The organism is Kitasatospora sp. NPDC056184 (assembly GCF_042268405.1).
Lineage (GTDB): Bacteria > Actinomycetota > Actinomycetes > Streptomycetales > Streptomycetaceae > Kitasatospora.
The window spans coordinates 226837-241277 of record NZ_JBHJUI010000010.1 but is presented as its reverse complement, the minus strand read 5'-3'; the positions used below and the strand labels follow the sequence as shown (position 1 = coordinate 241277).

Below are 14441 nucleotides of genomic sequence, written 5' to 3'. Positions count from 1 at the left end.
CACTGGTCTCTACCTCTCCCCTCTTTGGTCTCAACCTCTCCACCCGCCCGGCCCGCCCTCCCCCGGCACCGGGCGCCCGGTCGGGCCGCCCGCTCCCACCTGGCCGGATGCCCCGTCGGCCGCGAACTCACCGGCGGGTAAAGGTTCCTGACGTGACTTGACGGAATTTGCCAACCGCCCGCCCGGCACGCCCGAACCGTTGACCGGGCCATGACGGCGTGTGAGGGTTCCGGCACCCGAGCGCGGACGCCCGCAGCGGCCGTCCCCCAAACGGCCCCGCGGTGAGCGCCCTGACGGCACACCGTCCGCGGTCGAGCACCCCCACGTTCGAGGAGCCTCGGAATGAAACGCAGATTGCTGACGGCGGGAACCACCCTGACCGTCCTGGCCGGCATGCTGACCGCCACCGCGGTCGGACAGGCCGCCGCCGATCCCGGCCCGGCCGCAGCGGCGCCCCCGAGCGCCCTGGCCGCCGCCGTCAACGCCGCCGACCTGGCGGCCGCGGCAGGCCTGGACGCCCTGGCCAAGGGCCCGGACGAGACCTACGAGCGCCAGTCGGTCACCCCCTGGCTGGGCGGTCTCTACTCGGTCGCCTACGAGCGCAGCTACAAGGGCCTGCCGGTGGTCGGCGGCGACGCCGTCGTCCTCGCCGACGGCCAGGGCAAGGTGCGCGGCCTGCAGTCCGCGACCTCCGGCCCGGTCGGCGTGCCCACCACCGCCCTGGTCAGCGCCGCCAACGCGGAGAAGACCGCCCGTACCAAGCTGGCCCAGGTGGACGGCGTGCAGTCCCGCCGCCTGGTCGTCCGGGTCCAGGACGGCGCCGGCCGGCTCGCCTGGGAGACGGTCCTCACCGGCCGCACCGCGACCGCCCCGAGCACCCTGCACGTCTTCGTCGACGCCCGCAGCGGCGAGGTCATCGACAGCTACGACGACGTCCGGGCGGGCACGCTCAACAGCAAGTGGAACGGCCCCTCGCCGACCATCAGCACCACCGGCTCCGGCAGCTCCTTCTCGCTGCGCGACCCCAGCCGCCCCGGTCTGAGCTGCGCCGACAACGCCACCGGCCAGGTCTTCAGCAAGTCCTCCGACACCTGGGGCAACGGCAGCGCCACCAGCAAGGAGACCGGCTGCGGCGACGTGTTCTTCGCGGCGCAGAAGGAATGGGACATGCTCCGCGACTGGCTCGGTCGCAACGGGCACAACGGCAACGGCGGCAGCTGGCCGGTCAAGGTCGGCCTCAACGACGTCAACGCCTACTGGGACGGCTCCTCCGTCTCGATCGGCCACAACAACGCCAACGAGTGGATCTCCTCCATCGACGTCGTCGGCCACGAATTCGGCCACGGCATCGACCAGTTCACCCCCGGCGGCGCCAACAACGAGAACGGCCTGGGCGAGGCCACCGGCGACATCTTCGGCGCGCTCACCGAGGCCTACGCCAACCAGACCTCCCCCTACGACGCGCCGGACTACCTCGTCGGCGAGATGATCAACCTCGTCGGCAACGGCCCGATCCGCAACATGTACAACCCCTCGCTCGTCAGCAACAACCCCAACTGCTACTCCGCCTCCATCCCGAGCACCGAGGTCCACGCGGCCGCCGGCCCGCTCAACCACTGGTTCTACCTCCTCTCCGAGGGCTCCAACCCCGGCGGCGGCAAGCCCACCAGCCCCACCTGCAACAACTCCACGGTCACCGGCGTCGGCATCAAGGACGCCGGCCGGATCTTCTACGGCGGCATGCTGCTCAAGACCAGCGGCATGACCCACAAGAAGTACCGCACCACCACCCTGACCGCCGCCAAGAACCTCGACCCCAGCTGCAACCTCTTCAACCGCACCAAGGCCGCCTGGGACGCGATCAGCATCCCCGCCCAGACCGGCGAGCCGAGCTGCACCGGCGGCCAGACCAACGAGTTCTCGCTGTCGCTGAACCCGGGCTCCGGCTCGGTCCAGCCCGGCTCCTCGGCCACCGCGACGGTCAACACCCAGGTGACCCAGGGCAGCGCCCAGAGCGTCAACCTGAGCGCCTCCGGCGCCCCGAGCGGCGCGAGCGTCAGCTTCAGCCCGTCCTCGGTGCAGACCGGCGCCTCCGCCACGATGACCGTCTCCACCAGCGCGACCACCGCGCCGGGCACGTACACCATCACGGTCACCGCCACCGGCCAGGCCACCCACACCGCGCAGTACACGCTGACGGTCGGCGGCGGCAACCCCGGCGGCAGCGCGCCCGACATCAGCGTCGCGAACGTCCAGGCGCACCTGGCCCAGTTCAACACCATCGCCTCGCAGAACGGCGGCAACCGGCGCACCGGGACCTCCGGCTACAGCCAGTCGCTGGCCTACGTGAAGGCCAAGCTGCAGGCGGCCGGCTACCAGGTCAGTGAGCAGACCTGCTCCACCTGCACCTACACCGCCAACAACCTGATCGCCGACTGGCCGGGCGGCCCCGCCGACCAGGTCACCATGTTCGGCGCGCACCTGGACGGCGTCAGCGCCGGCCCGGGCATCAACGACAACGGCTCCGGCTCGGCCGTCCTGCTGGAGACCGCGCTCGTCCTCGCGCAGCAGAACCCGACCCTGACCCGGCACGTGCGGTTCGCCTGGTGGACCGGCGAGGAGCAGGGCCTGCAGGGCTCCAAGCACTACGTGAGCCAGCTGAGCTCGACCCAGCGCAGCGCGATCAAGGGCTACTACAACTTCGACATGGTCGGCTCGCCCAACGCCGGCTACTTCATCAACAACGTCAACTCCACCACCTCGGCGCCGATGAAGGCGTACTGGGACTCGCTGAACCTCCAGCCGGAGGAGAACGTCGAGGGCCAGGGCCGCTCGGACGACGCCTCGTTCCAGTCGGCCGGCATCCCGACCTCGGGCTACGCGGCGGGCGCCAGCGCCACCAAGACCAACGCCCAGGCGTCGAAGTGGGGCGGCACGGCGGGCCGGGCGTACGACTCCTGCTACCACTCGTCGTGCGACACCACCAGCAACATCAACGCCACCGTGCTGGACCGCAGCGCCGACGGCGTCGCCTACACCCTGTGGAAGACCTCGGTGGGCAGCGGCCCGATCCCGACCAACGACTTCTCGGTCTCGGTCAACCCGTCCACCGGCAACGCCAAGCCGGGTGACTCCCTCTCCGCCACGGTGAGCACCCAGACCACCTCCGGCTCCGCCCAGACGGTGAACCTCGCCGTCTCCGGCGCGCCGGCCGGTGTGACCGCCTCGGTCAGCCCGTCCTCGGTGCAGTCCGGCGGCTCCGCGACGCTCAGCATCGCGGTCGGCTCGTCGGTCCCGAACGGGACGTACAACCTGACCGTCACCGGCACCGGTTCGGTCAGCCACACCAGCAGCTACTCGCTGGTGGTCTCCTCCGACCCGGGCCCCGGTGGCGGCACCTGGACCCCGGGCACCACGTACCAGGCGGGCGACGTCGTCACCTGGAACGGGGTCAGCTACCGGTGCCTCCAGGGCCACACGGCCCAGGTGGGCTGGGAGCCCAACATCGTCCCGGCCCTCTGGCAGGCGATCTGAGCGGACCGGATCGTCTCCGGGACGGGATAAGGGCGGTGCCGCGGTTCGTCGAGGGGGACGGACCGCGGCACCGCCGCACGTTCACCGCCGGGGCGCACCGGGCGGCGGAAGCGGGCCGCCGCCGGCCGCCGCGCGCGGCGGGCGGGCCGCCCACGCCGCCAGCGGCGCGACGAGCAGGGCCACCAGGGCGCAGCCCACGGCCAGCGTGCCGTAACCGCCGGCCGCCACCACCGGGCCGGAGAGCAGTCCCCCGGTGCAGCCCGCGACCGACAGTCCGACGTCGGCCAGGCCCTGGACGGCGGCACCGCGGGCGGGCGGCGCGGCGGCGGTGACGACGGCGGTCCCGCCGACCAGTCCCAGGTTCCAGCCCACGCCGGCCAGCAGCAGGGCCGCCGCGAGGACCGGCACCGAGTCCGCCGGCGCGAGGCCGGCCAGCAGGGCGGCGGCGGCGAGCGTGACGCCGGAGGCTGCGGCCACCGGGAGCGCGCCCCAGCGGTCGACCAGCAGACCGCTGAGCGGGGACGGCAGGAACATCGCGGCGATGTGCAGCGAGACCACCAGGCCGATCGCGCCGGTGCCGTGGCCGTTGGCGGCCAGGTGGACCGGGGTCATGGTCATCAGGGCGACCTTCGGCAGCTGGCCGAGCACCATGATCCACAGGCCGGTCGCCACACCCGGCGTCCGGACCGGGTCCCGGGCCGCCCGGTCGGCGGGTTCCGCCGCGGCCGCCCGGTCGGCCGGTTCCGCCGCGGCCGCCCGCGCCACCGCCGGAGCGGGCGGGGGCGCCCAGGACCGGGCCTCCCGGAGCGGATCGGGCCGCAGCAGGGTGCCGAGCACGACGGCCGCCACCGCGTACCCGACGGCCGCCAGCACGAACGGCGCGGCCGTCCCGGGAATCCCCCGGGCCTCGGCCGCGCCGCCGACGAGGGCCACCAGGTTGGGCCCGGCCACCGCACCGAACGTCGCGGCGAGCAGGACCCGGCTGACGGCCCGGCCGCGCCGCTCCGGGGCCGCCAGATCGGCGCCCGCGTACCGGGCGAGCAGGTTGGTGGCGGTGCCCGCGCCGTAGACCACCAGGGCGGGCAGCAGCAGGGCCACCCGGTCGGCGGCCACCGCGACCACCACACCGACGCTGCCCAGGGCGCCGACCGCGTACCCGAGCCCGAGCCCCGCCCGGCGCCCCCAGGACTGGCAGAGCCGCCCGAGGCCCAGCGCGCCGAGCATCGACCCGCCGGTGAACAGGGCGGTGGGCAGGCCGGCCAGCCCGGTCGAGCCGAGCATCTCCTCCGCGATCAGGGAGCCCACCACGACCCCGGCGGTCAGCCCGACGCCGCTCACCAGCTGGGAGGCGACCAGGACCGCCAGCACCCGCCGCTGCGCCGGGTGTTCCGACGGGGGCCGGGGCCCGGCGGCGACCTGCGGGGAGACCGTCATGCCGCCGCCGTCGGGCGCAGCGCCGAGATCTCCTCCAGCGACATGCCCAGTTCCTCGCGGAGGTAGCGGACGATGGTCCAGTGCTCCGGCGCGCCCTCGTCGAAGGGTCCGAACTCCCGGCAGTAGAGCGGGATCCAGCGCAACGCCTGCTCGGCGGCCCGCTCCCGGCCGGGCTCCTCCTGGTACGCCTCGTACGGGATGCCGCGGTGGTGGACGAAGTACCGGCCCGGCAGGCGTTCCTCGCACAGGGCGCGGTACTCGCGGGTCTGCAGGATGAGGTAGTGCCAGATCTCGTCGATGTGCTGCTCGACCGGCAGGAAGAGGCCGGCGAGCTCCTCGCGGTGGCGGGAGACCAGGTAGAGGTAGCGCAGGCACTCGGTCACCTGCCGCTCGGCGTCGGCGGGTGCGGCGCCGGTGCGCCCGGTCGTGTAGGCCACCACCTCGGCGTGGAGGTCCTCGCCGAGCAGGGCCCTGAGGTCCTCGGCGGTGACGCGGGGCCGGTCGGCGGTCATCGGGCGGCTCCGTGGGTGTCACCGGCGGTCGGGGGCGGGGTGGTGGCGAGCCAGGCGTACTTGCCGGAGGCGCCGATCGGCAGGTGGTCGCGGTGCTCGACCCGGCACGGCCGTCCGACCAGCCGGCCGGCCTCGCGGGCCAGGGCGTCCGACTCGGCCGCCGTCAACGGGGCGCCGTCGAAGGTGGTGCAGCGCAGCACGGCCTCCTCCCCCGGGCCCGCCACGTCCAGCCGGTGGAGGAAGGTCCGGGGGGTGACGGCGGCGACCACCTCGTCGAGGTCGCCCTGGGCGACCGGTCCGCGCGGGGTGGGGAGCAGTTCCTTCTCCCGGCCGCAGAACCGGGCGATGCGTCCGGGGTCCGCGCTGCCGTCCAGGGTGCGGACGCAGTCCCCCGAGCGGTAGCGGACCAGCGGCATCCAGGGGTTCCGCACACTGGTGACGATCAGGCTGTGGATCCCGCTCCCCGGGGCGACGGGGAGGAGTTCGACGCTCATCCCGTCGAGGTGGGGCAGGTACCGGCCGCCGCTGTCGCTGGAGTAGAGGTAGCCGAGCTCGGTGCTGCCGAACAGGTCGACGATCGGGCAGTCGAAGTGCTCGCGCAGGTACCGGGCGACGTTCGCGGGGGTGTACTCGTAGGCGTGGACGATGCTGGCCGGCGGCGGGAAGTCCGCCCACAGGCCCCAGGCCCGGGCCTTGCGCACCAGGTGCGCGAGGTGCGAGGAGGAGCAGTCCAGGTGGTACCGGCCGCGCGGGTGCGCCCGGGCGGCCTCCCGGATCTCCGCGAGCATGCGCTCGACGTCCGCCCGCTGCCAGTGGTCGGGGTCGAGGCGGAGGTTCAGGTAGCAGGTGCGGTCGTCCAACCACCGGTCTTCCAGGGACGGTTCACCGTCCGGCTCGCCGCCGCGCCTGCGGGCGTTGACCCGGGCGACGTGCTCGGTCGCCAGGACGGTGGTGAGGGAGACCCTCGCGCAGCCCTCCGCCCAGGTGTCGGAGATGTCGGGGTGTTCGCTCCACAGCCGGTAGTAGGAACGCAGCAGGAAGTACGGCGGTCGGATGATCTGCATGCGGGCGTGGTTGGTGCCGGTGGAGAGCACGAACTCCGCCTCACCCGCCGCGAGGGCCGCGGCGAGGGCGGGCGTCATCCAGTTGTCCGGGAATCCGCGGGCGATCTCGGGCTTCTCCAGCACGGGGAAGTACCCCCGCTCGATCGAGGCGCGGTAGAGGGGAATGTCCTTGATCCGGTCGACCACGTCGGCGGTCGGCTGGCCGTTCACTGTCACCTCCGGTCGGTGGGGCCCGGGCCGGGCGCTCGGCCGGCCCGGGCCGTCTCGGCTCCGGCCGTCGCGTCAGGTCAGGTCAGGAGATGCAGCCGGACTTGGCCACGCTGATGCACCCGGACTTCGCGACGCTGATGCAGCCGTCCTTGGCGCCGCGGGCCGAGTTGGCCGCGACCCAGCGCTTCCACTTGTCGTCCTGGGTCATCCGCTTGATGAGCTGTTCCATTCGGGCCTCCGAAGGGTGCCGGTCATCCGGCGGCGCGGATCGACGCCGCCATCGCGACAGTAAAGCGATGGTCAAGGACGTGTCAATGACGGGTCATCAGACTCGGCCACAGCGCGCGGGATCGGCCATCGGGGAGCCTTCCCGGCCGACCGCGCCCCGCACCGAGAAGGTCTAGACCGGAAAAGTGATCACGGCCCGCGAACTGGGCTTTCCCGCCAGTAAACGGGGGTCGTTCCGGCCGCCTAGTTTCCCTCCCGTGGGAGATCCACGGCATTGGGCGGGGGGAAGACCGCCGCGCGTGCGCGGCGCCATTGGAAAGGAGGCGGACCGAGTGGCACACCAGCCACCCTCAGACTGGTACGGGGAAGCCCTCGACCGGGGCACCGCGGCGGAGATCCCCGAGGGTGTCCACCGGTGGCTGCAGCACGACTTCCTCCCCTTCTGCACCACCGAAGCGTTCCGAATAGAGGGTGACCCGCGCGTCGACCCGTTGGACGTCGCCACGGAGGGCGTCATCCGCGCCCTCTGCGACTGGGAGAACACCTGCGCCGACCCACCGACCATCGTCTACGACACCGTCATGTCCTGGGCCGCCCAGCGCCGCCGCGCCGCGGCCGCCGAGCGCGCGCCGCTCGCGCTCCAGCAGCTCTCCCGGATCCTCCGCGGCCACCTCGGCGAGGACGCCGACCGACTCGCCGCCGTCGACCGGCTCCAGCCCCGCCGACGGGCCGTCTACCACTGCCAGATCGTCTTCCGGATGAGCCGGGCCGAGGCCGCCGAGGCCGTCGGCATGGGCAAGGCCACCGTCGGCACCACCCTGCACTTCGCCCGGAAGGCGCTCAGGAAGCAGGAGCCCGACCTCGACCACATCGAGGGCCTCATCAGGGAAGCCATGCAGGTCAACAGAAAGGATGACTGACACATGCTCACGCTCCAGACCACGAAGGAGACGCACGACAGCGAACCGCCCCCTGCCACCAGGCTGAAGACCTCCGCACCGAGGGCCTGCCCAGCGGTGTCGGACGAGGACTACCAGCGGCTGCGCGACGAGGTCGAACGCCGCCGCCGGCTGCGCCGCAACGGAGAGGAGAACGTCGTGCTGCTCAACCCCGCGGCGAGCACCAGGCCGAGCACGCCCCGGGGCCGCCGGGGAGCCATGGTCATCAACATCACCTTCGAGAGCACCCGCGCCGACCTGGCCTGGCTCGTCATGGTCGTCCTGGCCGGCGTCCTGGCCGTGGTGATCGAGCCGACCAGGTGGACCGTCGGCCTCACCGCCGTCGCGGGCGGCGCCCAACTCCACCGGATCGCCCATCTGAGCACCGGGTGGCGCCGGGGACCGTGACCTGAGCAGCGTTCAGGAGCACCACAGGACAGCTGCCCGCCGACGCGGATTCCGGCCCTGGCCGGCGGACAGCCCCGACAAGCACTCATCAGGAGCACTCGACATGTTCAACAATGGCACACCACACATTCGAGCGGGCAAACACCAGGAGAAGAGCGCGGCGATGCCCGAAACCGCTCCGCCGGAGCGGATCGACGCTACCCTTCCCGCCGTCGACGGGCACCTGCCCGTCCAGACCGGCCCCGGCTGCCCGAAGGACTGCCCCGACGGCGGGTCCGACGGCGGGCCCGCCGACCGCCCCGACGGCGGGCCCGACGACCGCCCCGACGCCGGCCCGCGGTGCGCCGCCCGCGCCAGGCCGGGCCGCACGCGCCACCGGGTCATCACCGCCGTCCAGATCGCCGTGTTCGCGGTCGGGAGCGCCCTCGGCCTGGCGGGCGGCATCGTCGCCCTGCGGCACGGCAACGGCCTCCAGTTGTTCGCGGCCAGCGCCTTCCTGTTCGGCGCCGCCACGGTCCTGCAGTTCTTCCGTCCGCAGTCCGCTCCCTGAGGAAGCGTCAACTCCCTTCCCGGCGCCTCGTCGATTCGGGGCCCGGCGGACTGCGGCCGCCGGGCCCCCGCGCTCGCGCGCCGTCGCACCGCGGCGCCCGCGCGCCGCCCGGCGGCGCGGCGGCTGACGTAGAGTCGGCGCGGGCCGACCGCCACCGACCGAGGAGATCCTGTGACCGCCACCGCGAACCCCGGCTCCTCGCCCGCCGCGCCCGCGCCCGCGCCCGTGCCCGAACTGCCGTCCGAGGCGGTCGAGGAGTGGCGCGCCGAGGAGGCCGAGCTGGTCGACCTGCTGGCCCGCACCCGGCAGCGGCTCGGCGGCGTCGCCGCGTTCCGGATCGGCCCCCGGCCCACCGTCCTGGTCACCGACCCCGAGGCCGTCCAGCACGTCCTCGGCCGCCACCCCGAGCGCTACGTCAAGCGCTCGCACCGCGCCCGGATGCTCGCCGGGGACGGCGTGCTGTCCGCGACCGGCGACGCCTGGAAGCGCCAACGGCGAATGCTCCAGGCCCAGTTCACCGGAACCGGAATGCGCCGCTACGAGCAGCGGATCGCCGCCGCCGCGCGCCGCACCGCCGACCGCTGGGCCGGCTACGCGCGCACCGGCGAACGCATCGACATCGGCGAGGAGATGCGCCACTTCGCCCTCGACACCATCTGGCGCGCGCTCACCGGCCACCCGCTGGACGCCGCCACCGAACGCGAACTCGACCGCATCCCCGCCGTCGTGGCGACCCTCCCCCAGCTGCCCGACGGCGAGCAGGCCCGCGACGCCGTCGCCGGGGACCTCGCCCGGATCGACGCCGTCGCGCACGCCGCCATCGACGCGGCCCGCCGCCACGAGGACGGCCCCGACGGCCCCGGGGTGCTGCGCGTCCTCCTCGACGCCGCCGAGGAGCACCCCGAGTACACCGACCGGCTCATCCGCGACGAACTCGTCACCCTGCTCGTCGCCGGCCACGAGACCACCGCCACCACCCTGACCTGGCTCCACCTCCTCCTCGACGCCAACCCCGACGCCCGCGCCTGGGCCCTCGCGGCCGGCCCCGAGGGCTCGCCCGAACGGCGCGAGGCGGTGCAGGCGCTGGTCAGCGAGACGCTGCGGCTCTACCCGTCCGCGTGGATCCTCCCCCGGCACGCGCTCACCGAGGACACCCTCGCCGGCCACCGCGTCGAGGCCGGCACCGACCTGCTGGTCTGCCCCTACCTCACCCACCGCGACCCGGCCCTGTGGCCCGACCCGGAGCGCTTCGACCCCGCCCGCTTCGCCCCCGGCGGCACCCGCCCCGCGCACCTCGGCGCCTACTTCCCCTTCGGCCTGGGCGCCCGCGCCTGCCTGGGCACCCAGTTCGCCCTCCGCGAGTCCACCGCCCTGCTCGAACTCCTGCTCCCCGCCCACGCGGTGGAGTTCCTGAGCACCCCGTCGGGCTCCGTCTACAGCATCACCGTCCGCCCGGACGGCCCGACACCGGCGGTCCTGAGGGCGGCCGCCACCGGCTGAGCGGCCCGCCGTGCGGGCTGTACGGCTACCCTGCCGGGATGCCGTACGAACTCACCGCCGTCCTCGGACGTTTCGACCTGCTCAGGAGCCGGACCGCCGGGGTGCGGGATGCGGTTGTCGCCCCGCTCCGGCAGCGCATGGGGCTGGTTCCGGTCACGTCGGCCGGCCTCCTCACCGGTCGGGACGGCGCCGGGCCCGCGGGTCGGCCGGTCACGGTGATGTCCCCGGCCTTCGAGCGGACCTTGGGCCAGTGGTCCCGGGGCGGACCGATCGCCTATGTGGAGGCGGACTTCCACGGAGGGCACGGGCACCAGAGCGCCGCCGTGTGGCGGGACGGCGCGAAGGTGTGGGGCCCGGCCCGTACCCGGGACTTCACCGGTCCGCGGGAGGGCTGGCCGATCAATGCCGCGCTCGCCCTGCTCGATGTCGTTCCGAGCGGCTCCGCGGAAGCGGGCCACCGGGACCTGTTCCTGGAGGTGGGCCTCGGCTGGGAGCAGGACCTGGACGGCTGGCAGTCGGCCGGCCGGACCGCCCGATGGGCGGCGACCTACGACGCGTGGCACGCGGAGCACGAGCGGACGGCCCGTGCCGCCGCGGAGTCGGCGAGGTCCAGGAGGCTCCCGGACGTTCCGGTGGCTCTGGACGGCAAGGCGATCATGGACCTGCTCGGCCTGCCCCCGGGCCCCCTGATCGGTGCGGCCACCCGCCACCTCCAGGACCTGCAGCTCGAACGCGGCCCGCTGTCCCGGGACGAGGCCGTCACCCGCCTGCGGACCTGGGCGGCGGAGCAGAGCCGGTGACCGGCCGGGCCGTCGTCAGTGGTGGCCCGTGCGGCGGAACTCCGAGGGCGGGCAGCCGTAGTGGGTGCGGAAGCGGCGGGTCAGGTGGGCGTGGTCGGTGAAGCCGGCGGTGGCGGCGATGTCGGCGAGGGGCAGGGAGGTGCGGGCGGTGAGGTGGCCGGCCACGTCGAGGCGGACGGCGAGCAGTTGGGCCTGGTGGGAGGTGCCGGCGGCGGCCAGGGCACGTTGGAGGGTGCGCGGTGCCACGCCGAGCAGTGCGGCCGTGGCGGGCAGGCGCCAGGGGCGGGCCGGGTCGCGGGCGAAGTGGGCGCGGACGGCGTCCAGCGGGCGCGGGGCGGTGGCGGCGGAACCGTCGGACCAGTGGAGGCGCCAGCCGGCGACCCGGGACGCGCCCGTACGCAGCACCTCCTCGGGGCGGCCCGCCGCGCCGTCGGCGATCACCTCGACCCGGGCGGTGCGGCCGGCGGCGGCCGCCGTGCCGACCGCGTCCAGGGCGCAGACGAGGAGGGATTCGGCGGGGCCGGGGTCCCTGCCCAGGGACGGGAGGTGGCGCACGGTCAGGGTGCGGTCGTCCGTGAGGACCCGCAGGGTCCGGTGTCCGGCGTGGAACCAGGGTTCCACCAGCCCGACGCGGGCCAGGAGTTGCGATAGGTCGCCGCAGCGGGCCAGGTCGGCGAGCAGCGGGTCGGCCGCGAGCAGCCGGTCGGCGGCGGTGCGCAGCGCGGGCCAGCCGCGGGCCGCGAGGGCCGCCACCAGCCGTGCGTGCAGGCGCTCCGGTACGGGCAGGCCGTCGCCGAGCAGGCGTTCGACGCGCCGGCCCGGGTCGCCGGCGTGGTGCGGGCCGAGCGTGCGCAGCACCGCCCGGGCCATCGTCGGGCGGACTGACCGCGCCGGATCGGCTCCGGCTCCGGTTCGGGGCATGGCGCGATCGTACAAGCGGACCGGACCTCGTCGGTCCACGATGGCGGGCGTGAACCTCAGCTCGCAGCGCATCCTCGTCACCGGCGGCACCGGCGGAGTCGGTCTGGCCCTCGCCGAGTCCCTGACCGCCCTCGGCGCCACCGTCGTCACCTGCGGCCGCACCGCCTCCGGCGGGCACGCCGTCCGCGCCGACCTGGCGGTACCCGGGGAGGCGGCACGGGTGGTCGCCGAGGCCGTCGAACGGCTCGGCGGCCTGGACGTCGTGGTCGCCAACGCCGGTGTCCAGTACCCCACTCCGCTCACCCTGGGCCCCGATCCGGAGGTCCTCGCGGCGGCCCGGCAGGAGATCGCGGTCAATCTCGCCTCGGTGGTCGAACTCGCCGCCGCCGCTTGGCCGCACCTCGCCGCCGCGGCGCCGGCCGGTCCGCCGGGTGCCGCGTTCGTCGCCGTGACCTCCGGCCTCGCGTACGCGCCCAAGCAGAGCGCGCCGGTCTACTGCGCCACCAAGGCGGCCGTCCACATCCTGCTGGAGTCGCTGCGCCACCAGGCGCGGACGACCAGCCCGGGCGTGCGGGTGCAGGAGATCGTGCTGCCGCTCGTCGACACGGCGATGACCGCGGGCCGCGGGGGCCCGGCCCGCAAGCTCAGCCCGGCGCAGGCGGCGGACGCCGTCGTCCGGGGCATCGTGCGCGGGCGCCCCGTGGTGGCCGTCGGCGCCGGCCGTGCGCTGCTGGCGCTGCTGCGGCTGGCCCCGCCCGTCGGCCGCCGCATCCTGCGCGACGGCTGACGGCTGACGGCCCGGGCCGGGCCCGACCGGGCGGTGGCTATGCTGCGGCGCATGGACATCGTCATCCCGCTCTTCGAGGGGTTCGAACCGCTCGACGCGATCGGCCCCTACGAGATCCTCGCGCTCGTCCCCGGTGCCACCGTACGCTTCGTCACCGCCGAACCCGGCCTGGTGCGGGACGCGTTCGGCGCGCTGCCGGTCCACGTCCCGACCGCGTACTCCGAGGTGGAGCGGTGCGACGTCCTGCTGGTCCCGGGCGGGGGCGGCATCCGGCCCATGCTCGCGGACCCCGCCTTCCTCGACTGGGTACGGCGGATGCACGCGGGCACCCGGTTCACCACCTCGGTCTGCACCGGTTCCGTGGTGCTCGGCGCGGCCGGCCTGCTGAAGGGCCTGACCGCGACCACCCATTGGGCGGCGACCGCCGAACTGGAGTCGCACGGCGCCGTCTACACCGCCGACCGGGTGGTGCGGCACGACCGGCTGATCACCGCGGCCGGCGTCTCCTCCGGCATCGACATGGCCGTCCGGCTGGCCGCCCTGCTCACGGACGAGGTCACCGCCCAGGCGATCCAGCTCTGCACCGAGTACGACCCGCAACCCCCGTTCGACAGCGGCTCGGTGGCCAAGGCCCCGGCCGAGGTGCTCGCCCGCGCGCAGGAGCTCGGCTAGCAGCCTCGATCCGGTCCCCGAGCACGGGAATCAGCCCGGTCACGGTGGCCGTGTCCAGGGGCGTCGTCGACGGCCGGCGGGTGCCGGGAAGCTGCCGGTCCTTCTGCCGCAACCCCCTACGGCGGCGGCCGTAGCCTGGGCGCCCGGCGCGCAGGACCACGCTGACGCGCCGCCAGTTCGGCGGCCCCACCCGGCCGCCGCCCCCGCCCGGAAGGATCCCGAGCCCCGCCATGACCACTCTCCGCACCAGAGCCGCCGCCCTGGCGGCCGTCGCCGCCGTCGGGTTCGCCACCCTCACCACCGGAGCCGCCCACGCCGCCCCGGCGGCTCCCGCTCCGGCCGCGCCCCCGGCCGCCGGGGCGCCCGCCGCCGCGACCGCGGCGCTGTCGGCCCCCACCCGCATCCCCGGCAACACGTCGATCGGCCGCAACCAGGCCTGGTACTCGCCGGACGGCCGGGTCATGCTCGCCATGCAGGGCGACGGCAACGTCGTGCTCTACCGCGACAGCAAGCCGGTCTGGGTCGCCCCCGGCGCCATGCCCAACGGCAATGTGCTGGTCATGCAGGGCGACGGCAACCTGGTCGTGTACTCCGCGAACAGCACGCCGCTGTGGAACAGCCAGACGGGCGGCCGCTGGGGCGCCGAGCTGGACATCTACAACGAGGGCCTGATCGCGGTCTCGCTGGACGGCAAGGCCCTGTGGACCTCCCTGCCGCCCGGCCCTGCGCCCCTCCCCCCGTGCCCGCCGTGGGGTCCGCCGATCCCCGGCCAGATCGTCTGGCCCTGGTGCCCGACCTGGCCCTTCCCCGCCTGACCCTCCCGCACGGCCCCGCCGGTGGAACGGCGGAGCGGCGCCCCCTCACCACGGAGGGGGCGCCGCGT

At 74.6% G+C, this 14441-nt stretch carries 14 protein-coding genes; 9 read left to right on the top strand and 5 right to left on the bottom strand.

The window, feature by feature from the left end; genetic code table 11:
• The first annotated feature begins 342 nt into the window (after nt 1-342).
• A complete protein-coding gene (locus ACFC0B_RS21615; protein WP_376087912.1) occupies nt 343-3534 on the top strand; it encodes a M28 family peptidase in 3192 nt (1063 codons plus the stop codon).
• 81 nt (nt 3535-3615) lie between these two features.
• Here the strand turns inward: ACFC0B_RS21615 and ACFC0B_RS21610 are convergent, their stop codons facing one another.
• From ACFC0B_RS21610 to ACFC0B_RS21595, 4 genes are all read right to left on the bottom strand, one after another.
• The gene (locus ACFC0B_RS21610) at nt 3616-4968 is read right to left on the bottom strand and encodes an MFS transporter (RefSeq protein ID WP_376087909.1); all 1353 of its coding nucleotides are present in this window, start codon (nt 4966-4968) and stop codon (nt 3616-3618) included.
• On the bottom strand, nt 4965-5480 hold the full coding sequence (locus ACFC0B_RS21605; RefSeq protein WP_376087906.1) for a hypothetical protein: 516 nt from the start codon (nt 5478-5480) through the stop codon (nt 4965-4967). The genes ACFC0B_RS21610 and ACFC0B_RS21605 overlap by 4 nt, the downstream gene beginning before the upstream one ends.
• Nucleotides 5477-6754: a hypothetical protein gene (locus tag ACFC0B_RS21600; protein ID WP_376087903.1), complete on the bottom strand. Its 1278-nt coding sequence runs from the start codon at nt 6752-6754 to the stop codon at nt 5477-5479. The genes ACFC0B_RS21605 and ACFC0B_RS21600 overlap by 4 nt, the downstream gene beginning before the upstream one ends.
• Before the next feature lie 82 nt (nt 6755-6836).
• Nucleotides 6837-6983: a hypothetical protein gene (locus ACFC0B_RS21595; RefSeq protein WP_376087901.1), complete on the bottom strand. Its 147-nt coding sequence runs from the start codon at nt 6981-6983 to the stop codon at nt 6837-6839.
• Between the two features lie 331 nt (nt 6984-7314).
• Between ACFC0B_RS21595 and ACFC0B_RS21590 the strand changes: the two genes are divergently transcribed.
• The 5 genes from ACFC0B_RS21590 (at nt 7315) to ACFC0B_RS21570 (ending at nt 11178) form a co-directional block, all read left to right on the top strand.
• Nucleotides 7315-7902, top strand: a complete 588-nt coding sequence (locus ACFC0B_RS21590) for a sigma factor-like helix-turn-helix DNA-binding protein (RefSeq protein ID WP_376087898.1) — start codon at nt 7315-7317, stop codon at nt 7900-7902.
• A 3-nt stretch (nt 7903-7905) separates the two neighbouring features.
• Nucleotides 7906-8328 (top strand): hypothetical protein, encoded by a 423-nt coding sequence (locus ACFC0B_RS21585; RefSeq protein ID WP_376087895.1) that lies wholly within the window; start codon nt 7906-7908, stop codon nt 8326-8328.
• A 163-nt stretch (nt 8329-8491) separates the two neighbouring features.
• Nucleotides 8492-8878: a hypothetical protein gene (locus tag ACFC0B_RS21580; protein ID WP_376087892.1), complete on the top strand. Its 387-nt coding sequence runs from the start codon at nt 8492-8494 to the stop codon at nt 8876-8878.
• A gap of 171 nt (nt 8879-9049) precedes the next feature.
• Nucleotides 9050-10378 carry a cytochrome P450 gene (locus ACFC0B_RS21575; protein WP_376087889.1) on the top strand — a complete coding sequence of 443 codons (1329 nt, stop codon included), beginning with the start codon at nt 9050-9052 and terminating at the stop codon, nt 10376-10378.
• 38 nt (nt 10379-10416) lie between these two features.
• A complete protein-coding gene (locus ACFC0B_RS21570; protein WP_376087886.1) occupies nt 10417-11178 on the top strand; it encodes a hypothetical protein in 762 nt (253 codons plus the stop codon).
• 15 nt (nt 11179-11193) lie between these two features.
• Here the strand turns inward: ACFC0B_RS21570 and ACFC0B_RS21565 are convergent, their stop codons facing one another.
• Complete coding sequence (locus ACFC0B_RS21565) at nt 11194-12099, bottom strand: helix-turn-helix transcriptional regulator (protein WP_376087883.1); 906 nt, start codon at nt 12097-12099, stop codon at nt 11194-11196.
• Nucleotides 12100-12148: 49 nt separating this feature from the next.
• On the opposite strand from ACFC0B_RS21565, the gene ACFC0B_RS21560 reads away from it, so the two are divergent.
• The 3 genes from ACFC0B_RS21560 (at nt 12149) to ACFC0B_RS21550 (ending at nt 14373) form a co-directional block, all read left to right on the top strand.
• On the top strand, nt 12149-12886 hold the full coding sequence (locus tag ACFC0B_RS21560) for an SDR family NAD(P)-dependent oxidoreductase (RefSeq protein WP_376087880.1): 738 nt from the start codon (nt 12149-12151) through the stop codon (nt 12884-12886).
• A 51-nt stretch (nt 12887-12937) separates the two neighbouring features.
• On the top strand, nt 12938-13558 hold the full coding sequence (locus ACFC0B_RS21555) for a DJ-1/PfpI family protein (protein WP_376087877.1): 621 nt from the start codon (nt 12938-12940) through the stop codon (nt 13556-13558).
• 230 nt (nt 13559-13788) lie between these two features.
• Complete coding sequence (locus tag ACFC0B_RS21550) at nt 13789-14373, top strand: hypothetical protein (RefSeq protein ID WP_376087874.1); 585 nt, start codon at nt 13789-13791, stop codon at nt 14371-14373.
• The last annotated feature ends 68 nt before the right edge of the window (nt 14374-14441 follow it).

Bases quoted from the DNA above. Each gene is read 5' to 3' on its own strand.
- ACFC0B_RS21615 (WP_376087912.1), top strand. From the start codon at position 343: ATGAAACGCAGATTGCTGACGGCGGGAACCACCCTGACCGTCCTGGCC.
- ACFC0B_RS21610 (WP_376087909.1), bottom strand. From the start codon at position 4,968: ATGACGGTCTCCCCGCAGGTCGCCGCCGGGCCCCGGCCCCCGTCGGAA.
- ACFC0B_RS21605 (WP_376087906.1), bottom strand. From the start codon at position 5,480: ATGACCGCCGACCGGCCCCGCGTCACCGCCGAGGACCTCAGGGCCCTG.
- ACFC0B_RS21595 (WP_376087901.1), bottom strand. From the start codon at position 6,983: ATGGAACAGCTCATCAAGCGGATGACCCAGGACGACAAGTGGAAGCGC.
- ACFC0B_RS21585 (WP_376087895.1), top strand. From the start codon at position 7,906: ATGCTCACGCTCCAGACCACGAAGGAGACGCACGACAGCGAACCGCCC.
- ACFC0B_RS21580 (WP_376087892.1), top strand. From the start codon at position 8,492: ATGCCCGAAACCGCTCCGCCGGAGCGGATCGACGCTACCCTTCCCGCC.
- ACFC0B_RS21570 (WP_376087886.1), top strand. From the start codon at position 10,417: ATGCCGTACGAACTCACCGCCGTCCTCGGACGTTTCGACCTGCTCAGG.
- ACFC0B_RS21565 (WP_376087883.1), bottom strand. From the start codon at position 12,099: ATGCCCCGAACCGGAGCCGGAGCCGATCCGGCGCGGTCAGTCCGCCCG.
- ACFC0B_RS21555 (WP_376087877.1), top strand. From the start codon at position 12,938: ATGGACATCGTCATCCCGCTCTTCGAGGGGTTCGAACCGCTCGACGCG.
- ACFC0B_RS21550 (WP_376087874.1), top strand. From the start codon at position 13,789: ATGACCACTCTCCGCACCAGAGCCGCCGCCCTGGCGGCCGTCGCCGCC.